The sequence below is a fragment of the Aquimarina sp. TRL1 genome, assembly GCF_013365535.1.
Classification (GTDB): domain Bacteria; phylum Bacteroidota; class Bacteroidia; order Flavobacteriales; family Flavobacteriaceae; genus Aquimarina; species Aquimarina hainanensis.
The window spans coordinates 3613367-3633685 of record NZ_CP053590.1 but is presented as its reverse complement, the minus strand read 5'-3'; the positions used below and the strand labels follow the sequence as shown (position 1 = coordinate 3633685).

Sequence of the window (20319 nt, the reverse complement as noted above, 5' to 3'; positions counted from 1 at the left end):
AGGGCATGAAACATTCATTAATTTTTATCATTTATTGCTTTATATATATAATAGGTAGTGCACAGGAAAATTCACCAATTACAATCGGAATTAATCATACCATTAAATCTACTGTCTTAAATGAGGATAGAACAATTCAAATTTACACCCCTGACGGATATTTGAATTCAAAAAAGAAATATCCCGTATTTTATATCTTAGATGGACAGTGGTATTTTTTTAGCGGAGTATCAATTCAAAAAGCATTGCGCACCCCCGGAGCAATTCCAGAAATGATTATTGTAGGTATTCACGATAATGATTCATCCAGATGGTCATTATTTGGAGAGGATAGTGAAAAGTTTACTAACTTTTTAGTGAATGAAGTTATTCGCTTTATCGATTCTAATTATAGGACAACTAATGAGCGGCTCATTTTTGGTTGGGAAGCTGCTGCTTATTATACAAGTGAATTGATTTTAAAAAAGAATGATATCTTCAATGGAGCAATTATAACTGATGGAGGCTATGCTTCAGAAGAAGTAGTCAAAAAAATTACCTCAGATAGAGATACTTATCTATATATGGCGAATTCCAGAAAAGATATCTATTATATCAATTCAACTGAAGCATTCCATAAAATATTAAAAAAGAGTGCTCCTAAAAATCTTATTTGGAAATACAGCTTGTTTAACGATGAAGTACATGAAACTTTGGCACATTTAGCAATGTACAAAGGGTTGAAATATTATTATCACAATTATGACTCACTGGTTTTTGAGAGCATTCAGCAGTATGTAGATCTAGGAGGAATGGATTACCTGACTACTTATTTTATCGAACGCGCTAAAAGATTTGGGGGGGATAAAAAAATCGATGATAACACCAAAAATGGATTGATCTGGTTAGCCTGGAATAGAGATAATTTTAAATATTTTAATGTTTTCATGACTGAATTCAAAGATGTATTAACTACTGAAAGATATGCTTCGGCATATTGGCAGCATCGTTTCGGGCAATTTTATTTAAAGCACCAAGACTATGAAAATGCAATTAAATATTTTAACCAGGGACTTACTAAATATCCAAACGCTAACTTTGATCAAAAAATGAAACAAGGGCTACTGAAGGCAAAAAACAAGAAAAAATAATCTATTAAAACAAAACAGAAACAATTCTATAACGCTGTATATGGAAGTATAATTCCTTTGGATCTCCTCAATTTATATACTCTCCGTTATAGCGAAGTAAAACATACAAAAAGTGGTAGAGGAATACTTAGAAAACATAAAAAAACAATTTAGATCTTATAAAGAAGTAGCGGATAAAACAATTTTGCAATTGACAGAAAAAGATTTGTACTGGAAATACAATGAAGAAAGTAATGATATAGCATGCATCATACTCCACATGTCGGAAAACATGCTATCACGATGGACCGATTTTTTTGAAAGCGATGGAGAAAAAGAGTGGAGAGATCGTGAACGTGAATTTTCAAGCCAGCACTTGCACTATTCAGAATTAATTGAACGATGGGAAAAAGGGTGGGATTGTCTTTTTAATGCCCTAAACAGTATTAATAAAACCAATTTCCACACACCAATTGTAATTAGAAATAAAAAAGTTAAATTAATCGAGAGCATAACACGGCAAATCGCTCATTATCCATATCATATTGGTCAAATTGCTTTTATTGGAAAAATGATTTTGAATGAAAAATGGCATTCTCCGTCAATCCCTAAGGGGAAATCAGATGAATATATTAAATTAGAGTTTGAACAAAACGCTAAACAAAATAAGTTATAATACTATTATAAATAATTACTGGTTCTTATCTACTTAGAAAATTATCATCACACGAATGATTATTGTATTTTTATAAAGACTCAAGACCTACACAAAAGAAAATCAGAAAACCGGGTAACATTTTACCTGTTGCGTAACATATAGTAAACGTTGGTAGTAATCAAGTAAACACATGAAGACTTCAGAGTATTTAGCAAATCGTCTACGAGAAGTTTTAACTGATGGAAAATGGGTAACAGGAACAAACTTCAAAGAACAAATCTTGAATATCGACTGGAAAGATGCAATAGAAACTGTTTATGATTTAAACTCTATAGCCAAACTCACTTTCCATATCCATTACTATATTGATGGAGTAACAAAAGTATTACAAGGAGGTCCTCTAGAAATAAGGGATGCCTTTAGTTTTGATGATCCTCCTATTACATCCGAAGAAGATTGGAATAAGTTGACACATCGATTTTGTACTGATGCTGAAAAATTAATCTCCATAGTGGGAGAAATGACAGAGGATAAACTCTCAGAATGTTTTGTTTATGAGAAATATGGAACCTATAAACGCAATATTGACGTAATGATAGAACACACCAATTATCACTTAGGTCAAATTCTGATAATTAAAAAACTAATCAACAAGAAAAAAACGAGTCCAAACACTATGTAAAAAAGTATTAAAACACTTTTACATAGCCGCTAACACTAATACATATACAATTAACATGAATAAAATAATCTTTCTGGTTTTTATCCTTTTAGCTTCTTGTCAATGCCAGGATAAGAAAGATAATAAACCAAAACAGAAAACCACAGCAGAAACAGTTGCCCCGTTAGAGATTGTTGCTGATGGCAAATTAAAAATCTTACATCTTTCGGGTACTCCATATGAAAGGGGGGTTCAGCACGGTCGTTTACTAAAAGATGAAATAAAGACAGTAACCGATTCATTATTAGCAGACATTGGAAGAACAACCAAGGAGGAACCATTAACCTTTATAAAAAGATTTTTAAGTAAAACGAATTTTGTCTCCTCTATGAAGAAATGGACTCCAAACCTTCTAGAAGAAATTAAAGGAATCTCTGATGGATCTGGGATTCCTCATGAAATTATTTTTATGCACCAACTTGGAGATGAATTCTTTTTTAGTACGAAATATCTCTTTGCTCATAAATGTAGTTCAATCGGAATTAATAAAAGTAATAGCCATCCAACTCTTGCTGCTCAAAATATGGACATTCCTACTTATTTTCACGGGTATCAAACAGTTATGAATTTTACCGATGAAACTGGCAAGGAATTAATGATATTAACAATTCCCGGGCATATCGGTATCACAGGTATGAATAATTCTAATGTCTCTATAAACTGTAATATTCTGATGCAGTTAAATTCTCAATCAAAAGGATTGCCTGTTAGTTCAATTGTAAGAGGTGTTCTGGATAAAAATGAATATTCAGAAGCTATCAATTGGATAAAGACAGTTAAACATGCCTCAGGTCAAAATTATCTTATTGGAGGATTGCATCAGGTAACGTCTTTAGAATCTTCAGCAAATTCCATCGAAGAATTCAAACCATATGAAGAAGCTAATTTCACATATCACACCAATCATCCTCTTAGTAATAATGATTATAGTAATTGGTACCTGGAAGCTTTGGAAGAAAATGGTTTTACTCTTTTCGATACAAAAGGGTTCTGTCAGAGATTACCATCATTTGAAAAACGATTTAATAAAGAAAATAATGAGTTCGGTATTGAAGAAATAAAAGAAGTGCTCAGTTCCAAAGATCATGATGGATATGATGTATTAAGCAACACATACACCTATGCAAGTGTCATTTATGTACTATCAGAAAACCCTCAATTTTTAATTGCACCGGGAAAACCCCATGAAACAGCATACATAGAATTAAAATTTTAAACCAATTAAAAAAACAACTAAAAATTGACACAATTAGATATACACATTAGACCTTTAACAATTTCAGAAAAAATCCCGATGGACCTACTTGAATTAGCAGACCCATCGAGAATTCAAATCGAATCTTACCTAGCTTCTGGAACTTGTTATATTGCTGTGTCTAATATGGAAACCATTGGAGTTATTGTACTTCATAAAATAAATGCGACTACCATTGAAATAAAAAATATAGCGATTAAGGAATCTCAACAAAAAAAAGGATACGGAAAAGCACTATTGGCGTATGCCGAAAAAATAAGTCGTGACTCAGGCTTTAAAAAATTGATAATAGGAACAGGAAACTCTAGCATCGGACAGCTGACACTTTATCAGAAAGTTGGATTTGAAATAGATAGAATTCTGAAAAACTTTTTTGTCGAGAAGTATCCCAACCCAATTTTCGAAAACGAAATACAATGCAAACACATGCTCATTTTGGAAAAAGATTTAATCAAATAAAAAACATGAAAAAAGTATTTCTATCAGCTCTTATTATTACCATAGTACATCCGCTTTTGGGACAAGAAAAAACTGCTTTTTTCACAGGCGAATGGGTTACAGAGCCAAGCCTCTCTGGTTGGGTCTTTTCTATCAAATTGAATATGGATGGAACAGGAATCATAGGATCTGGAAAATACGTAGATAAAAAGCTTCAATTGTTTGATAACATGAAAGAAGATTTAGAGAACTGGTATATAAAAAATGATACATTAACACTAAGAGCAAAACCTGTTATCCCCGGATATACTTCTGAGCCCAGGAATACAATCTATAGATATCTGATCATCGAAAAGAAAAAAGGTCAATTCTCAGCATACCATTTCCCTCCCGTATGGAATGAAAAAAATCTAAAAAATTCAAAAGCAAGCACCGTAAAAGTAGTATTAAAAAAACTAGAGTAGATACTTGCTAATAAAAGGATACAATTCATTAATACAACCATTTTACGACTCCTGGATGACACTCCTCAAACTGATTTCGAAAATTGATTCAGAAATAACAATCCGTATCTCCTCGTTTCTCCTCTCATAACTATGTTGAAGACGAAGGGATGGAAAAAGGGAGATCATATGCAAATAGGAATATGAGAAAGAAATCGACCCTTTCAATCAATTCAAAGAAAAGAGCAAAGGATCAACAATTACAATTAAAACCTAAACAACATTAAAAAGCACTGAAGTACTAAATACTTTCGTCTTTTATAGTGTAACCAAAATAAGAATTCCCCGTCTCATTGATATGATCATCAATCAAAAAATCAAAATGAAATATTTAAATCTCCTAATCTTAGCATTTCTCATTACTAATGTAAATGCACAGTACAAATCACCATCAGAGAATCCTGCTTATGTCATAAAAAATGTGAATATAATTCCTATGACAACTGACCATAAAATCATCCAGAATGCAACTATTGTAATTCACAATCAAAAAATACAGTCAATCAACGGGACTATTCCTGCAAATTCGCAAATAATTGACGGAACAGGAAAGTGGCTTATTCCCGGGTTGATCGATATGCATGTACATTCTCTGGCTGATGGAAGTCCTTTTGTATTATACCCAACAAAAGGACCATTAGTAAGCTATGACACTCAAAATAATATGACTCCGTACATTGCTAATGGTGTTACAACAGTGTTTGATTTAGGTGCAAGACCAGAACATATAGGGCAACGTAATGAAATTATACGAGGTAATGTAATCGGTCCGAGAATAGCCCTGGCCAAAGTAATTGGCGGAAGAAAATCAAATACAACAGCTAATACCCCTTCTGATGGAAGAAATGCAGTACGCATTGCTAAAGAAGAGCAATATGAATTCATCAAAGTATATACCTGGCTCAATGAAGAAACCTTTAAAGCAGTTATAGATGAAGCCAAAAAGCAAGACATGAAAGTTGTGGGACATATTCCAGTGGCATTTGAAGGAAAACCAGCTGAAGATTTTTTTATTCCGCACTTTGGTCTGATCGCTCATGCTGAAGAATTGTCTAAACAAACTGATGATTATAGTTATAAAAAGGCTCAAGAATTTGCTCGACTGGCTAAAGAAAATGGCACCTGGCTAATTCCTAATTTAATCAATATGGAATCTATTATTGCACAGGCAAAATCCCTGAACAATGTCGCATCTTTAACTAGTTTAAAATATGTACACCCATTAATGCAAAGTAAATGGTTGACTGCAAATCAATTTGAAGGAGCTTCTGCAAAATTAATTGAACACTTCCAAAAACAAGCTGACTTTCATAAACTTATCATCAAAGCCTTTAAAGAATCAGCTGTGCCTATGGTAACAGGAACTGATGCCGGTATTTCGGGAATTGTTTGGGGCTTTTCTCTTCATGATGAACTCAAATTCTTAGTAAAAGCAGGATTAACCAATGAAGAAGCGTTAGTTTCTGCAACAAGGTTAGGTGCAGAATGGCTTGGGATTGAAGATAAAATAGGAACCATAGAAATTGCTAAGTTCGCTGATTTAGTTTTACTTGATAAAAACCCTTTAAAAGATATTAGTCATACCCGTACAATTTCAGGAGTCTTTGTCAATGGCCAATGGATTAGTAAAAATAAAATTGATACAATGCTTTCTGATCTGGAACAATGGAATAATGCTAATAAAGAAAAATACAACTGGAAAAAACTGTTGAATAGTTTAAAAAATAATTAAAAATGCATCAAGTCATCTTCAAAAAAACAGAGGCATTCTTAAAAAAGCATCTGGGTGACAAGTTAAATATAACTATTGAGGAATATGATGACGGATATAAAGAAACCTGTATTTCTATAACAGGCACTAATTTTTGGTTTTCTTGTGATGATAGAGAGTTAACTATTGGGAATGGAGTTTCTCATCGGCATTTTAATCCAGAATTTCATGATATTAATGAAATTATAGACCTATTATTAAATTCGCTCACAAAAAGAAAGAGAATCACAGAATATTACAAAGGTAAATTCCATTATAAGACCAAAACTGAAATCGAAAGTAAAAATGGAGAGTTTTCTGAATTAAGTATTTCATTTAACGGCATATTTCCTTTTTGGAAAAAAACGAAACAAAAAGTGATAATTGAGAAAAGCATAATTAACCAAAAATTGATTGAAAAGGAAATTGATGAAATAAAAGCTATGGGTAACAAGAAATAAATTCGTTACTACTTTTATATAAGATCAATATATCCAGAAGACTATAAAAATGAAAAGACACCTGATACAGTTTGCCCATTCAAATGGTTTTCCTGCCAAATGCTTTAATTGCCTTTTCAATTCGATTGAAAGTGCCGATATACATTATGTTGACCTCATGGGACATAACCAATTTAAGTTAGATGAAAACCTCGAGAATCTAGCCTTAGAATTAATTGATTCAATCGAAAAAAAGTATAACGAACCTATTATTGGTATTGGACATTCTACAGGGGGTGTTCTTATGCTCATTGCTGCGTCTTTAAAGCCCCATCTTTTCAAAAAAATAATCGTCTTAGAACCTATTCTCTATCACCCCTGGAAGAGACGATTAATAGTCATTATCAAAAAAATAGGGTTATCCAGCTACATCGGTCCTGCAAAACGAACTTTAAAGAGAAAATCTGTTTTTCGATCAAGAGATGAAGCCAAAGAGTATTTTGAATCTAAAAGTATATTTCAGGGGTTCCATAAAAATTGCCTGGCTGACTATATTCAATATGGGTTTAAAAAAACAGAAAATGGAGTTGAGCTGGCTTTTTCGAAAGAAATAGAATCAGCAATATATCGAAGTACATACACCAAACTTCCTGCAGGGATAGAAAAACTAAATGGAACAATTATTTATGGAAGCAAAAGCAATATGTTTAGAAAATCAGATGCCAAATGGTGGAAAAGAAAGTTCCCGAATTTTAATATGATTACACTTGACGAAGGGCATTTATTTCCATTGGAAAAACCAGTACAAGCTGCAAAAATCATAAACCATATACTAAAGAACTCTGTATAATAAGATAATCCATGCTAAGAAAATAATTATTAATTTATGTCCTCATACGCATATACCCCACTTAAATAATAAAATGAGCGTTTTAATAGAAACAGAAAGGTTAGTATTAAGAGAGATTACACTTGATGATAAGGAAGCCTTATTCAGGCTACATGCTGATCCAATTGTACAACAGTATACGGGAGAACCTGTAGTACAGTCTGTGGAAGAAATCGTACAAGCAATAAAGGGAAGAATTAGTAACTATAAAAGATATGGATTTGGCAGGTGGGCTACTATCCTGAAAAGTGAACAACAATGTGTCGGTTGGGCAGGATTAGCATACCTGCCAGAGTTTGACGAAATTGACCTCGGTTATAGGTTTTTACCCGAATATTGGGGATTAGGAATAGCGACAGAGGCAGCTCGTGCCATTCTACAATATGGGTTTGATACTCTTAAATTAGAAAAGATTATTGCAATAGCGATGAAAGAAAATGTAGCTTCGATCAACGTAATGAAAAAAATTGGAATGAAATTCGATAGGCTTGCTCCTTATGAACCTGGAAGCAAAGATGCAATTTGGTATTCCTGTACTAATAAGCTTATAGCAAGAGATAAATCACTTTAAACACATTTCTTCTCTCTTTCAAAAGTTAAAAACCAAAAGCAGTGCTGTAAAATCCAGGGAGAATACTTCTCTTAGGTATTTGCTAGAATTCTTTAGCCTCTGATTTATTTAATAGAAGATGATTCGACTACTTTTATTCATAAATTTTAAGTCCTTGTATAAAATATGCCTATTTTTAGCAACACTTTTGCAATAAGCACAATTTGTGTATTTCATAGGCTCCTTTCATAAAACAAATGCAACAGACAAAAAAGGTTCCGTATTATTAAAAAATAGCAACTGCTATATATAAAGAATTAGAAAAAATAAATTAGCTATCAACACTCTAAACAAAAATCAATGAGCACATCTGAAAAAGTACCAGTCGTCATCCTTAATGGATTCCTTGGATCAGGTAAAACAACACTTTTTAGAAGCTTGCTATCGCAATCAAAAAAAAAGAACATAGCTGCTTGTGCTATTGTAAATGACATGAGTGAATTAGATGTGGATGGAGAGTTGCTAGGATATACAGATCTCGTAGAAGATGATAGCAGCACCTTAGAATCTATCCATTCTTGTGTTCTTAGTAGCAAAACAGGAATCAAAAAACTTGATCAGGCAATCCACAAATTGCTATCAAAACAAAATCCAGAACTAATCATTATTGAAACCTCTGGAAGTTGTCACCCAATGCCACTTATTAAATATTTCAAGGGGCAAACGAAAGTTAGGTTGACAGGAGTATTCGCACTTGTTGATAGCTTAATGCTGGCACATGATTTTAATTATGGAGCAACTCTGATTCCTCAGATGCAGCAGAATTTAATGGAAGGCAAAAGAGACCCCATAAATTTATTGGTTGAACAAATCTTGTTTTGCAGTCATTTAATCCTGACTAAAGCCGATAGAATCGAAAAAAACAAGCTACAGGATATCGCCACATATATTCAGGAAATTAATCCGTTGGCTTCAACACATTCCGTACTCTTTGGTAAACTCGCTATCGAATCTCTGTTTGAGCTTGAGCCCTACAATTATTTTCAGGTAGCTCAGTTAATTGAGGAGATAACTCCTATATTAGAATCCGAAGAGCAAGCCGATCGACCTTATGATTTAGTGACAAAAGTTATCAGGGATGATCGTCCATTTCACCCCAAACGCCTTTGGGACATCTGCCATCAATACCTCGATAAGCGGATTTATCGCAGTAAAGGTTTTTTCTGGCTCGCCAGTCGTGATAAGCACTCGCTGTTATGGAATCAGGCAGCAGGAGGAATTAGTTTGGAATTAATTGGCTCATGGCGATCAGGAGTTGTTGAAGATGAGAATCACGGTCTTTCCGAAATGGAGATAAAACTACTAAAAGAAAAGCTTGCCAAAGAACCAGGTCGTTTTGGTGATAGACACTGTGACCTGACCGTTATTGGAAATAAGACACAGGTAAATCAGTTTACCGATAAACTAAAATCTTGCTTTCTTACGGATAAAGAAATTGCACTTTGGAGAGATGGTTATGAATTCGAAGACCCATGGCCTACAAACATAGTCAAAATGGTGAATTAATCTAAAGAGTAAAAAAAGGAACCCTTATATAGCCTTGTTTTGGGATCGACATTGTTATATGGTACCTATAGAGTACCGTTTCAAAAATCTAATTCCGAAACTGTTCGGATTGCTTCTATTTCTGCATTAGATAATCTTAAAGGATTAAACAACAAAGAAACCGAAAATGATGTTATAACAGAAACCAGAAAAAACACTTCGAAATTAAATCAATATTTATTTGATAAAAGTATCGCAGAAGCAAAAGCCGGTGCAAAATAGTTTTTTAGGCAGAAGGGAATAGTACGATACTAAAAGAGGATGAAAATAAATTGTATGAAAAAGCCCGTAAAGTAGTCGCTAGTCAACAAATATATTCAGGCTTGGGGCTAGCGGTAATAGCTCCTTCAAATAGTAAGTTCCTTGAGAATAAGTTTGTTTTATTTGACAATACTGGTGCTAAGGTTATTGACTATTGGAAAGGTATATCAGTACCAGGTGCAGAGATTTCTATCAGTAATAATAAAACTAACGGTATTTCTAAAATAGAAACTGAATACGGAACCATAATTCAGAAAGTGTTTTTTTATCACCTTACTCCAAAACTAACTGAAAAAATACTAACTTATTAGCCCTAACTGACGTGTATAAAATAACGTCAGCAGCAATGAACTCAAAATCAAACAAAATGAAAGTTACAGCTGAAAAAAATGAAAAAGTAGCTAATATGATATTTGCTTCGATCTATCCTCATTATGTAAGCAGGTTAGAAAAGAATGGCAGAACCAAAGAAGAACTCCATCAGGTTATAGAATGGTTAACTGGTTTTGATAAAAATACATTACAAATACTTATCGAAGAAAAAGTGACATTTAGAACATTTTTTGAAAAAGCAAACATACATCCCAATGCACACTTGATTAAAGGGGTTATTTGTGGGTATCGAATAGAGGAAATAGAAGATGAGTTTGAATTGTATAGACAATGCAGATATTTAGATAAGCTAGTGGATGAACTAGCAAAAGGGCGTAAAATGGAAAAAATTATGCGAAAAGAAAAGAAATGATATATTTATAGTCCCCATATGTAGGTTCTTTATAACTCCTTACTATTCAAAAAAAAGATCCATTAAAAAATCATACTACATCAAACAGGTACAAAACTTTATTCAATACCTAATTACTAATAAACCAATCGATATGTTAAAAACAATATCAATCATACTCTTTACGCTTATGCAAATTACATCTTCAGCCCAATCTGATCCTCAGCTTATTGAGGTAGAAACAAAAAATGATGCTACTTATAAATATCATCAAATAGAAGTGAGAACAGTCTCAGGGCTTGTGGGAACCCTTAAACTTAATGGGACCGTCATTCATGAATTCGACAATGAAACAACACGGCTTGGTAGAAATCTGGAATTAAAACAATTAAAATCTGGCATCAACACATTAGAACTAATAATATCAAAGGCTCCCGATACTATCGAACTAGGGTATTTTGATAAGGCAGCAATCACCATGATTTATCATTGTACCAATGAACGGGTATTTCCTTCAAAAGAAACGGAATTCTTTACAATTCTCTGGAATCCATCACAAAAACAAACAGAGACAGTGTTCAACTATCAGTTTAATTTAAATCTGGAATAAAAAACAGCTATAAAAAAAGGTAACATTTTGTCTAGTCAGGACAGATATAGTAGACATTAGCATACCTTTTTGAGAATGAAACAAACATTAATACTGGCTATAATGCTTATGGCTAACAATATAACACTGTTAGCACAAAAACATAGTATATTAGATAGCTATAAGCATTATTCTATACATACCGAGAATGATACAATACATTATCACACCTACTCAACACAACATACAGACTCCATAAATACCATCTTTTTATACCTACAAGGATCAAGTGCAAAATCCTTATATCAAATCAAAAAGAGAAATGGAAAAACTGCGATTGGAACCACAATACCGTTTGACTTTGCTACAATCCCGAAGGATTATTTATTCGTTGTTATCTCTCGTAAAGGATTCCCTTTTTTAACCCAAAAAGATCCTCCTTTTTCCATTCCCAAATCATATTTTGAAAATCAAACACTCGAGTACCGAACAAATCAAGCTGATTTAGTAATCAATGACTTATATAAAACATATAGCAAACAAATAGAAAAAATAATCGTGCTTGGTCATTCAGAAGGAAGTGATGTTACGGCCAAATTAGGGACTATTAATAAAAAAATCACCCATTTTGGATATTGGTCTGGAGGGGGAAATACACAGTTTATTGACTTTGTAACTTTCATACGAAAAGACGTTGACAAAGGAAATTTGACAGAAGAACAAGCCATCACAAAAATAGATTCATTATTCAATGATTTAAAAGATATCATGTCAAACCCAAATGCAACGGATAAATTCTGGCAGGGAAAAGATAATAGTTACAAACGATGGAGTCATTTTTCAGAACCCCCGGTTGAAAATTTATTGCGTATAGAGAAACCAATATTTGCCGCTATCGGAACAAAAGATCAAGCTGTTGCTATAGAATCTGCATACTTAATTCCAATCGAATTTATAAGACACCAGAAAAACAATCTTACTTTTAAAGTATACCCTGGTCTGGACCATGCATTTGGATTAGAAATAGAGCATGGTCGATTTAAAGACTATTGGAATGATGTTTTCCTGGATTTTCTAAGTTGGGTAAACAAAACAAAATAAAAGCTTAAGAATGAAAAAAATATACGTACAACTCCACTTTTTAATTGTTTTATTCCTCTTTGGTTGCAAAGAGAAAAAAATAAACAATACAATACCAACAGAAACTGATACAGAGAACAAAGTGGTTTTCAAAATAGACGAGCGAACTGAATTTTTTAGAACAATATTCAACATTGCTGTTCAGGATGATCTGTCAGAAGATATTCGACCTTGTCACACAGCATATTTAAAAAGAGTCAATGCGCAATTTCTCCCCTTTAAGGAACACCCTATAATAAATTGGATCTATGAAGATGAAACAATAGGAATTGATTTCTCTGCTATCGGTTTGATGTTTAACGACCTAAAACAATTTGAGTTTAACCCTGTCTATAACAAAGAGTTACAATCTATCGGGCTAAGCAAAGAAACTCTGGATTCCATAACACCGTTCATGATCGATTTCTATCAAAAATCAAACTTTAATAAGTTCTTTAACGACAATAAGAGTTATTACGCTAAGGCGCTATCAAAAATTCAAAAACAGGTCTCCGAAGAAAAAATTTTTGATAAAGTAATGCACTTTTACCAACAAAATGGCACCGGATTAGAATTGCATGTCTTTGTAGAATTAACCAACAATGCCAATAACAGAGCAACTTCATTCTATGACAAATACAACTCTAAAAAAAGAGCATATATTTTAGGAAATATTTGCGAAATGCCCGAAAAATCAAATATGGGTAATGAGTTTCTGGAATTAAATAACGATAGACGTGGTATTTTATATCACGAAACCTCTCACCTTTTTACGGATAAACTACTCAACAAACATATTGGTGATTTAGCACAATACAAGGTAATCTGTTCGGACTGCAGTGATATTCAAATTATGGATAAGGTCGATCATATGATTGTTGGTCCCATCCAGGCGATAATGATGAAAAAATTTGATCAAAACAACGCAGGTAACGATTTCTTTCTCGAGAGATGCAAAGATATCAGAAAAGAAGTTTATAAGCGATTGTTTGAATATGACCCCAAAGGTGATATCCCATTTGAAAAAGTGTATATTGACTGTATCAATCTCATAAAAAATTCAACGAAAAAAAGCAATCAATAACATTGTATTTTACATGGTCAATATAAAGGAGAAAAGAAACTGAAATTCGCTTTAAGACTCTTCTAAAGCTTCTGTAAAGTTTTTAGTTTCATTTATATTTGCATACGCGCTCACAACAGACTATAAACAACTATATATAAAACAACTAACACAAACTACATGCAAGAAGAGTTCGACCAGTATATAGTTTCATTTCTCCAATCATTTCCAGATTTAAATTCGGAAGAATTGGCTTTCATGCGTTCATATTTAACGGTAGAAACCTATGCAAAAAAAGCTTTTTTGTTTAAATGTGGAGAAGTTCAAAAAGAAATTGGTTTTGTATGTAAAGGGCTCTTGAGAAGATATTATATCAACGAAAAAGGTAATAAAATAACAACAGGTTTTGTCAATGAAAACAAATACGCAACAGACTATCCTGCTTTTATAAGACAGCAACCTTCTAAGTATTATATCGAATGCCTGGAGCCTTCCATTATCATAAAACTACCTTATGAAAAAATTCAGGAAGGGTATCGCAAATTCAAAAGAAGTGAAATGTACGGCAGGCTCATCGCTGAATATGTATTGACCGTACAAACGGACAGGGTCGAAAGCTTTTTATTCAAAAACGCCGAAGAACGCTACTTAGATTTTATTGCACAGAATCAAGATATTATCAACCGAATTAGCCTATCACACTTAGCATCTCATCTCGGGATAGAGAGACAATCATTGAGTAGAATCAGGAGCAAAATTTCAAAAAGATAATTTTGTCACAAATGTGTCAGGTAGTAACTTTCTGTATTTCACATCTTTGCTTTAGTAATCAAAAAAAGTAAAAATGATATTAAGTAAAACCTTACGCAACTTCGTTGTAACAATTCAATTCTTGTTTTTGGGGGTTCTCTCATTTGGTCAACATATAGCTACTCCCTCATCTATCCATAATCAGATACAAGAAAAAACAGATGAAATTTTTGAGCAACTAGTCAATATCCGAAATGATTTTTACACACATCCTGAACCTTCCGGAAACGAAAAGAGAACTTCTCAAAAAATCGCGGAACATTTACAATCACTAGGGCTTGAAGTTAAAACTGATATCGGAGGTCATGGAGTCGTTGGAATACTATCAACTGGTAAAAAAGGAAAACACATTTCATGGAGAGCGGATATAGATGCCCTCCCAGCACATATCCATGAGAAAACAGGACATCCATCAACTAATAAAAAAGCCAGCCATGTTTGCGGACATGATGTGAATACAACGGTTGCATTAGGTATTGCAAACGTACTAACCAGTATTAAATCCCAATTAACAGGGACTATCTCCTTTATTTTTCAACCTGCAGAAGAAACTTATAAGGGAGCTAAAGCTATGATTGATGATGGGCTTTTCGAACTAATTAGCCCGGATGAAATCTACGGTGCTCATTTAGCTCCTATGGAAACAACAATGATCGCAACCAAACCTGAATGGTTATTTGCAGATTATAAAACCATCAAAGTTTCTTTTCGGAATTCGGAAGAAAACGATGCCATTATCGCTTTCAGTAAAAAAATTATTTCCACCCTCCAAAATGTAGCTCCTGACGATAAATTCTGGAATCCGAAAAGCATATCTGACCCTACTATTGGTCTTGCTAACCCTAATACGATATTCACAAACTATCGCTTTGTTAATCCAAAAAGCTTTGAAGTAACCAAGACTGATAAAGTAATCTCTATAGAAGCCTATATCGGTGCTAGTGATGCAACCTTATTAACAAATGCTATACAGGAAGTTACATCAAAAATCCGTATTTCTAAATTTGCCAAACATCTAATAGATGTATCTTTTTCTTATGAAAGGGCTACTGTCAATAATGATACGCTACTTACACAAAAATCTCTAGCTAGTATCGCTCAACGGTATGGAGCTGAAAATATAATTCGTTTATATGGAGAAATGCCAGATTATCGGGGTGATGACTTTGCTTATTTCCAGCAACATGTCCCTGGCGTATATTTCTATTTAGGAGGTTCTAATTTTGCCAAAGGAATCATCTCAATGCCACACATTCCTAGTTTCTCCGTTGATCTCAATTGTATTAGAACAGGAGTCAATTATTTCTCATCCATGATTATTGACAGATTAGCCGAATAAGAAAATGCTTTGGATTTTCCTATTTTGAAAGAAAAATCGCTCTTTTTTCTGGTAATTAAAGTATCTTGTACAACCATACTGGCTCCTAATAACTTAAGATCCTATTCATAAACGAAAAAGGAACATACTCTTAAAAGTTATAAAAAAACAAAAACAATGAATGGTACGAACATACTGAGATACAGCCTTATTTTTATTACAATCATAGCGTTGATAAAAAAAATATACAATTGGGTTTTTATCTACATACTGGAAAATGCTCAATATGTCGATTTCATCATACTGGAGATTATAGCGATTATCTTCTTGATTTTTTTGCTTTCGAAAAGCAAAAAAATTGAAGCCGCTTTACAGATCAACTTGAATATCATTCTGAAATACAGTTTGATTTTTATTATACTCACCTCATTTTTACAAAAATGTTGTTACCTCCTCTTTAATATCCAAAACGCTGGAGATGCGGGATACTTTCAACTATTATTTAATCCCTTTACCTCTGCAATTATCTTTATAGGTTGTTTGGTTATGCTAATTCGCAAAATCAGGGAAACCAAACAGCCTTTCAAGGCTTTTTTAATCTCCCTGTTATCCTTTATAGTTATAAACTATGTATTGAAATATGGTAATGACTTGCTTTTTCATTACCTGAACAACATCATACATCCAGCTAGTCCATCACAGGAAACCAGGGGTTTGGCAAGCCTTATGGATTTCAGCATGTTAGGACATCCTTCATTTAATATTATAGATGATGTATTCTTATCACCTATCGATAGCATCTGGTATCTGTTCGAAAGTATTTTCTATGGACTACATTTTGATTTCTTTGTATACGCTTTCCTAGGCTCACAGTGTATGTTATCGATGTTGGTTATCTTTTATTATAGCTCGTACGTTTTATTTGAGCACTATAACAAAAAAGGAGTGTATTCCTTAATTCCAATTTTAAAAGACCTCGTCTTTCTAGATATTACCAAAAAACCTAGCTGGTGGATTATTGTATTACTCATTCCATTTATCAGAATGATTCCCAGATTCTTTATCAATGTCGAATTGTGCAAACAACATCAAAAAAAGAAGGCATATGCTTATGGAATGACATTCCTTCCCTGGTTATTCTATGGTATGTTCGTATTGGATGATACATCAATGATCAGCAAAACAGGAACCAACGTATAAGCTTATACCTCAATATATAAGATATCTAATTAACATCTATAGTAAGTGCATTTGTCGTTTCAAACAATTCATAAACAAGATAAGATAGTGAAATTGGTGTTGCTTCTCTAAGATACTCCAGTAATTCATAAGTAGTGGCATACTGAGAACTACACTGCTTGATATTCCCGGTATGGCTACGCCAGTCTTGAATAAAGTTTCGCAATGCCAGGTTTACATGAGCTTCTCCTATTTTTTCCTGTAATATATACATCGCTATAGCTCCTTTATTATAATAGAGATACTCCTGATTTTCTACTAAACTCAAGGGCAGCTCCTTCTCTTTCTCTTTTAATTGTCCTTTGTGATATTGTTCTAATTGCTGAGATAAAAACTGCTGTACTTTTTCTTTAGGGTATTGTTCTTTTAATACCATTAATGCCGAATACTGAGCCAGGGTTTCCAAAATCATATTTTTTCCCTGAACATTGGCTGCCTCTACCTGCATCCCCCACCATTGATGGGCAATCTCATGAGCTGTAATATAAAATACCATATCTACGTCTTTTGTATCATCTATATCCAACATGAAACCAATCGCTTCTGAAAACGGAATAGTTCCGGGGAATGACTGCGCAAATTTTTCATAACGCGGAAACTCCATAATACGTAAATGATTGTATTGATACGGGCTAAAATGAGTACTAAAGTAATCTAATGATTTTTTCATGGAGAGCATCATCCTGTCTAAATTGTATGCATGTGCCTGATGATAATAGATTTCCAAATCCACTTCTGTATCATCTGACATCCATACATCCCTAACGACTTCATACCTGGCAGAAAGCAAACTATAAAAATTAATAATTCGCTCCGCTGTCTTATACTGATAATAGTTTCTATTTCCTTTTTTCCACTCCCGGAGCAAATCTCCCGGAGCAATTGCAATCTGATCAGCAGATGTTCCTACAATGACTTCTAAATGCATCCCCTTAGAATCTCCTCCCGTTCTGGCATTTTTCAACTCGTATATATGATCCCTTTTCGCTTTGCTACGAATCGGATATAATCCCAGTTCTTTTCGAATATCATTATCCTGTATTTCATATTTTCTATTGTAACCTAAGGTTGGGATATGAGTATTTCTAAAAAAGATTCCATTATGAACCACACTGGTATTAGCTTCTTCTGCCTTAAAACCTCTGGGGAGATACGTTTGTGTAAAAGTCATACAAACCGTATCATTCGGCTGCATCGGTCTTGTCAATTCATAGATATAGTACCCATACGCTTCATATGTACTAGATACATGGCGCGTTCCATCAATTACAATGTTATCAACTGCGACATTTGCTGCAATTAATTTCTGAACATGAATGCTTTTGATTGGCGTATCATTCGCATTTACCAACATGTATTGCCCTTCGATAGAATAACGTCTCGTTTCCGGGAATAGCTCGACTTCTAAATGTACATCAACGATAGTAGGTTGTTCTATATATTCAAACGTTTTGAGCGTCCTTTCATACCCTACTCTAAATGCCTGCTCTTCATCATCTGTCCAGTATTCATTTAGCATATTAGTATTATAATATATATACCCTCCTAGACATATAAAAACAAAAGTACTCCCTACAAAAAACTGCAAAAGAGGTTTCGTGATTTGTGCTTTCCCTACTTTTATTCGTTTTCGCAAACTGCTTTCTCCTCCCCTTACCAATATAACAGAAGTTATAATAAGTAGCAGCAACCCGAATACTAACCAATATGCTTTTATCCACAGATATGGGGTCAAAAAATGCCCATAACCGTTCATATCCGAATAAGAAGGTAAAGGGCTTCCTCCAAATTTGTATAGATCATGTGTAAACCCGAAATATGTAGAAGAGATATTTAAAATAAAAAAGAGCAATACGGCAACAATTGCAACAAATTTTTTATTGATCAATACCTGAAAGAAAAAAGCCATACATGTATAAAGTGCTAAAAAAGGAAAAACCTCAATAAAAAAACCATAGAAGTAAACTTCTAATTGAAAATGAAAATACCCTCTGGAAACCTGAAAAATAATTCCCGAAATAATAAGAGACCATATAATAATCGTATAAAGAGATAAAAGAGCGAGGTATTTTCCTGCTAATAAGACAATATTCGCTACAGGTGTCGCATCACATATCAGATTGATCTTGTTGCTCCGCTCTTTCCAAATCAATTCTCCCGAATAAAATACCAGCATAATTACAAAAAAGTAGATCGACATCTCCAGTAATTCTTCTACAATAAAATAGGTTGCCGGGTAGCTATCTACTTCATATACGGTTCCCAGGCTAATGGAATTAATCAAAATGATGACCATTCCGCAAATAACAATGGTCCAAAATGACGTTTCTTTTAGAATGGACCTGCTATAAAACCAGGTACTCTCCAGCAACTGTATCCATAGGCTCTTTCCTCCTTGCTCAATTTCAACTTGCGGAATGATCGTACTGGAGAAATCTTTATGCACTTGTTTGATATCTACCTCTTTTTTCTTTTTGCTACTTCTTCTTTCTTTTACTAGATTATAATTGAAGACACGATATCCTACTACAAAAATGACAACTCCCAGACATCCCCACAGCAATTTATTGTATAACATCACTCCTGTAAGTGGAATCAATGTGGTATTTCGTTCTGAAACACTCCAGAATGCTGTTATTTTTGTTAACGTTGTTAAGGAAAAAGGGTCTAAGATCGCTTGCAGATCTTCATTAGTAATCGCTTTTGTAAGCATAAACAAGACAAAAAAAACAACTCCCTGAGTATACACCACCAATAATTTTTTGCTCAAAGCTCCACTAATAAAAAATAAAGACGCTCCAAAACATATCATTGGTAGCGCTACTACTACATAAGATTGCCAATACGAAATAAACTGGAATGGCAACAAGTCTTCTTCGCGATGCCAGGGTGCATATTCCCCCAGTGCCATTCCAAAAGGCATTCCACTAAATATAAATAATAATACAGCAAGGGAACCTAAAAATCTTCCCAACAGATAATCGCGCTTTGTAATGGGATTGGTGTATAGTATCGCTTCTGTATTATATTGATAATCCCTAATGACAGAAACCCCTGTAATCATAGAAGTAACAATCATTAAAAGTCCTGTGATTGCCCCCATCGTTTTGGCTATAACCAATGGGGCATTTTTCTTAACTCCTCCTAGTTCTACTCCTTGAAAAACAAAATCAACCCCAACAAGTGATAAGAGAAAAACAAACGCAAAAAAGATATACGTATCTGCTCTTTTTATTCGGTATTTTATTTCGAATTTGAATATTTCGTATAACATAGCC

At 33.7% G+C, this 20319-nt stretch carries 21 protein-coding genes; 20 read left to right on the top strand and 1 reads right to left on the bottom strand.

Features of this window, described 5'->3' with window-relative positions:
• The first annotated feature begins 5 nt into the window (after positions 1-5).
• From HN014_RS14880 to HN014_RS14785, 20 genes are all read left to right on the top strand, one after another.
• Positions 6-1130, top strand: coding sequence for an alpha/beta hydrolase (locus tag HN014_RS14880; protein ID WP_176029642.1), 1125 nt, complete (start codon positions 6-8; stop codon positions 1128-1130).
• A gap of 112 nt (positions 1131-1242) precedes the next feature.
• A complete protein-coding gene (locus tag HN014_RS14875; RefSeq protein WP_176029641.1) occupies positions 1243-1785 on the top strand; it encodes a DUF1572 family protein in 543 nt (180 codons plus the stop codon).
• Positions 1786-1957: 172 nt separating this feature from the next.
• Positions 1958-2449, top strand: coding sequence for a DUF1572 domain-containing protein (locus HN014_RS14870; protein WP_176029640.1), 492 nt, complete (start codon positions 1958-1960; stop codon positions 2447-2449).
• 55 nt (positions 2450-2504) lie between these two features.
• Positions 2505-3704, top strand: a complete 1200-nt coding sequence (locus HN014_RS14865) for a C45 family peptidase (protein WP_176029639.1) — start codon at positions 2505-2507, stop codon at positions 3702-3704.
• Positions 3705-3782: 78 nt separating this feature from the next.
• Positions 3783-4202 (top strand): GNAT family N-acetyltransferase, encoded by a 420-nt coding sequence (locus HN014_RS14860; RefSeq protein WP_176029638.1) that lies wholly within the window; start codon positions 3783-3785, stop codon positions 4200-4202.
• A 5-nt stretch (positions 4203-4207) separates the two neighbouring features.
• Entirely contained in the window at positions 4208-4645 is a 438-nt protein-coding gene (locus HN014_RS14855; protein ID WP_176029637.1) for a hypothetical protein, read from the top strand.
• 361 nt (positions 4646-5006) lie between these two features.
• Positions 5007-6416, top strand: coding sequence for an amidohydrolase family protein (locus HN014_RS14850; protein WP_176029636.1), 1410 nt, complete (start codon positions 5007-5009; stop codon positions 6414-6416).
• Positions 6417-6418: 2 nt separating this feature from the next.
• Positions 6419-6895, top strand: coding sequence for a hypothetical protein (locus HN014_RS14845; RefSeq protein ID WP_176029635.1), 477 nt, complete (start codon positions 6419-6421; stop codon positions 6893-6895).
• A gap of 49 nt (positions 6896-6944) precedes the next feature.
• Positions 6945-7724, top strand: coding sequence for an alpha/beta fold hydrolase (locus HN014_RS14840; protein ID WP_176029634.1), 780 nt, complete (start codon positions 6945-6947; stop codon positions 7722-7724).
• A 73-nt stretch (positions 7725-7797) separates the two neighbouring features.
• Entirely contained in the window at positions 7798-8334 is a 537-nt protein-coding gene (locus HN014_RS14835; RefSeq protein ID WP_176029633.1) for a GNAT family N-acetyltransferase, read from the top strand.
• 339 nt (positions 8335-8673) lie between these two features.
• Positions 8674-9879, top strand: coding sequence for a GTP-binding protein (locus HN014_RS14830; RefSeq protein WP_176029632.1), 1206 nt, complete (start codon positions 8674-8676; stop codon positions 9877-9879).
• 39 nt (positions 9880-9918) lie between these two features.
• Entirely contained in the window at positions 9919-10140 is a 222-nt protein-coding gene (locus tag HN014_RS14825; RefSeq protein ID WP_176029631.1) for a hypothetical protein, read from the top strand.
• Between the two features lie 50 nt (positions 10141-10190).
• Positions 10191-10490 (top strand): hypothetical protein, encoded by a 300-nt coding sequence (locus HN014_RS14820; protein ID WP_176029630.1) that lies wholly within the window; start codon positions 10191-10193, stop codon positions 10488-10490.
• Between the two features lie 56 nt (positions 10491-10546).
• On the top strand, positions 10547-10924 hold the full coding sequence (locus HN014_RS14815) for a DUF2200 domain-containing protein (protein ID WP_176029629.1): 378 nt from the start codon (positions 10547-10549) through the stop codon (positions 10922-10924).
• Positions 10925-11057: 133 nt separating this feature from the next.
• Positions 11058-11513 carry a hypothetical protein gene (locus tag HN014_RS14810; protein ID WP_176029628.1) on the top strand — a complete coding sequence of 152 codons (456 nt, stop codon included), beginning with the start codon at positions 11058-11060 and terminating at the stop codon, positions 11511-11513.
• Between the two features lie 75 nt (positions 11514-11588).
• Positions 11589-12593 (top strand): dienelactone hydrolase family protein, encoded by a 1005-nt coding sequence (locus HN014_RS14805; protein WP_176029627.1) that lies wholly within the window; start codon positions 11589-11591, stop codon positions 12591-12593.
• Positions 12594-12603: 10 nt separating this feature from the next.
• Entirely contained in the window at positions 12604-13695 is a 1092-nt protein-coding gene (locus HN014_RS14800; protein WP_176029626.1) for a DUF4932 domain-containing protein, read from the top strand.
• A 159-nt stretch (positions 13696-13854) separates the two neighbouring features.
• Positions 13855-14445 (top strand): Crp/Fnr family transcriptional regulator, encoded by a 591-nt coding sequence (locus HN014_RS14795; protein WP_176029625.1) that lies wholly within the window; start codon positions 13855-13857, stop codon positions 14443-14445.
• Between the two features lie 73 nt (positions 14446-14518).
• Positions 14519-15823, top strand: coding sequence for a M20 family metallopeptidase (locus tag HN014_RS14790; RefSeq protein WP_176029624.1), 1305 nt, complete (start codon positions 14519-14521; stop codon positions 15821-15823).
• Positions 15824-15979: 156 nt separating this feature from the next.
• Complete coding sequence (locus HN014_RS14785) at positions 15980-17002, top strand: DUF5684 domain-containing protein (RefSeq protein WP_176029623.1); 1023 nt, start codon at positions 15980-15982, stop codon at positions 17000-17002.
• Between the two features lie 25 nt (positions 17003-17027).
• Here HN014_RS14785 and HN014_RS14780 read toward each other — a convergent pair whose 3' ends face one another.
• On the bottom strand, positions 17028-20315 hold the full coding sequence (locus HN014_RS14780) for a M1 family aminopeptidase (RefSeq protein WP_176029622.1): 3288 nt from the start codon (positions 20313-20315) through the stop codon (positions 17028-17030).
• Positions 20316-20319: the final 4 nt, after the last annotated feature.

What these genes read in the sequence shown, in the direction of transcription:
- HN014_RS14795 (WP_176029625.1), top strand. Translation starts at nt 13,855, where the DNA reads ATGCAAGAAGAGTTCGACCAGTATATAGTTTCATTTCTCCAATCATTT.
- HN014_RS14860 (WP_176029638.1), top strand. Translation starts at nt 3,783, where the DNA reads ATGGACCTACTTGAATTAGCAGACCCATCGAGAATTCAAATCGAATCT.
- HN014_RS14840 (WP_176029634.1), top strand. Translation starts at nt 6,945, where the DNA reads ATGAAAAGACACCTGATACAGTTTGCCCATTCAAATGGTTTTCCTGCC.
- HN014_RS14810 (WP_176029628.1), top strand. Translation starts at nt 11,058, where the DNA reads ATGTTAAAAACAATATCAATCATACTCTTTACGCTTATGCAAATTACA.
- HN014_RS14805 (WP_176029627.1), top strand. Translation starts at nt 11,589, where the DNA reads ATGAAACAAACATTAATACTGGCTATAATGCTTATGGCTAACAATATA.
- HN014_RS14830 (WP_176029632.1), top strand. Translation starts at nt 8,674, where the DNA reads ATGAGCACATCTGAAAAAGTACCAGTCGTCATCCTTAATGGATTCCTT.
- HN014_RS14865 (WP_176029639.1), top strand. Translation starts at nt 2,505, where the DNA reads ATGAATAAAATAATCTTTCTGGTTTTTATCCTTTTAGCTTCTTGTCAA.
- HN014_RS14780 (WP_176029622.1), bottom strand. Translation starts at nt 20,315, where the DNA reads ATGTTATACGAAATATTCAAATTCGAAATAAAATACCGAATAAAAAGA.
- HN014_RS14800 (WP_176029626.1), top strand. Translation starts at nt 12,604, where the DNA reads ATGAAAAAAATATACGTACAACTCCACTTTTTAATTGTTTTATTCCTC.
- HN014_RS14880 (WP_176029642.1), top strand. Translation starts at nt 6, where the DNA reads ATGAAACATTCATTAATTTTTATCATTTATTGCTTTATATATATAATA.
- HN014_RS14855 (WP_176029637.1), top strand. Translation starts at nt 4,208, where the DNA reads ATGAAAAAAGTATTTCTATCAGCTCTTATTATTACCATAGTACATCCG.
- HN014_RS14815 (WP_176029629.1), top strand. Translation starts at nt 10,547, where the DNA reads ATGAAAGTTACAGCTGAAAAAAATGAAAAAGTAGCTAATATGATATTT.
- HN014_RS14845 (WP_176029635.1), top strand. Translation starts at nt 6,419, where the DNA reads ATGCATCAAGTCATCTTCAAAAAAACAGAGGCATTCTTAAAAAAGCAT.
- HN014_RS14790 (WP_176029624.1), top strand. Translation starts at nt 14,519, where the DNA reads ATGATATTAAGTAAAACCTTACGCAACTTCGTTGTAACAATTCAATTC.
- HN014_RS14870 (WP_176029640.1), top strand. Translation starts at nt 1,958, where the DNA reads ATGAAGACTTCAGAGTATTTAGCAAATCGTCTACGAGAAGTTTTAACT.
- HN014_RS14850 (WP_176029636.1), top strand. Translation starts at nt 5,007, where the DNA reads ATGAAATATTTAAATCTCCTAATCTTAGCATTTCTCATTACTAATGTA.
- HN014_RS14835 (WP_176029633.1), top strand. Translation starts at nt 7,798, where the DNA reads ATGAGCGTTTTAATAGAAACAGAAAGGTTAGTATTAAGAGAGATTACA.
- HN014_RS14785 (WP_176029623.1), top strand. Translation starts at nt 15,980, where the DNA reads ATGAATGGTACGAACATACTGAGATACAGCCTTATTTTTATTACAATC.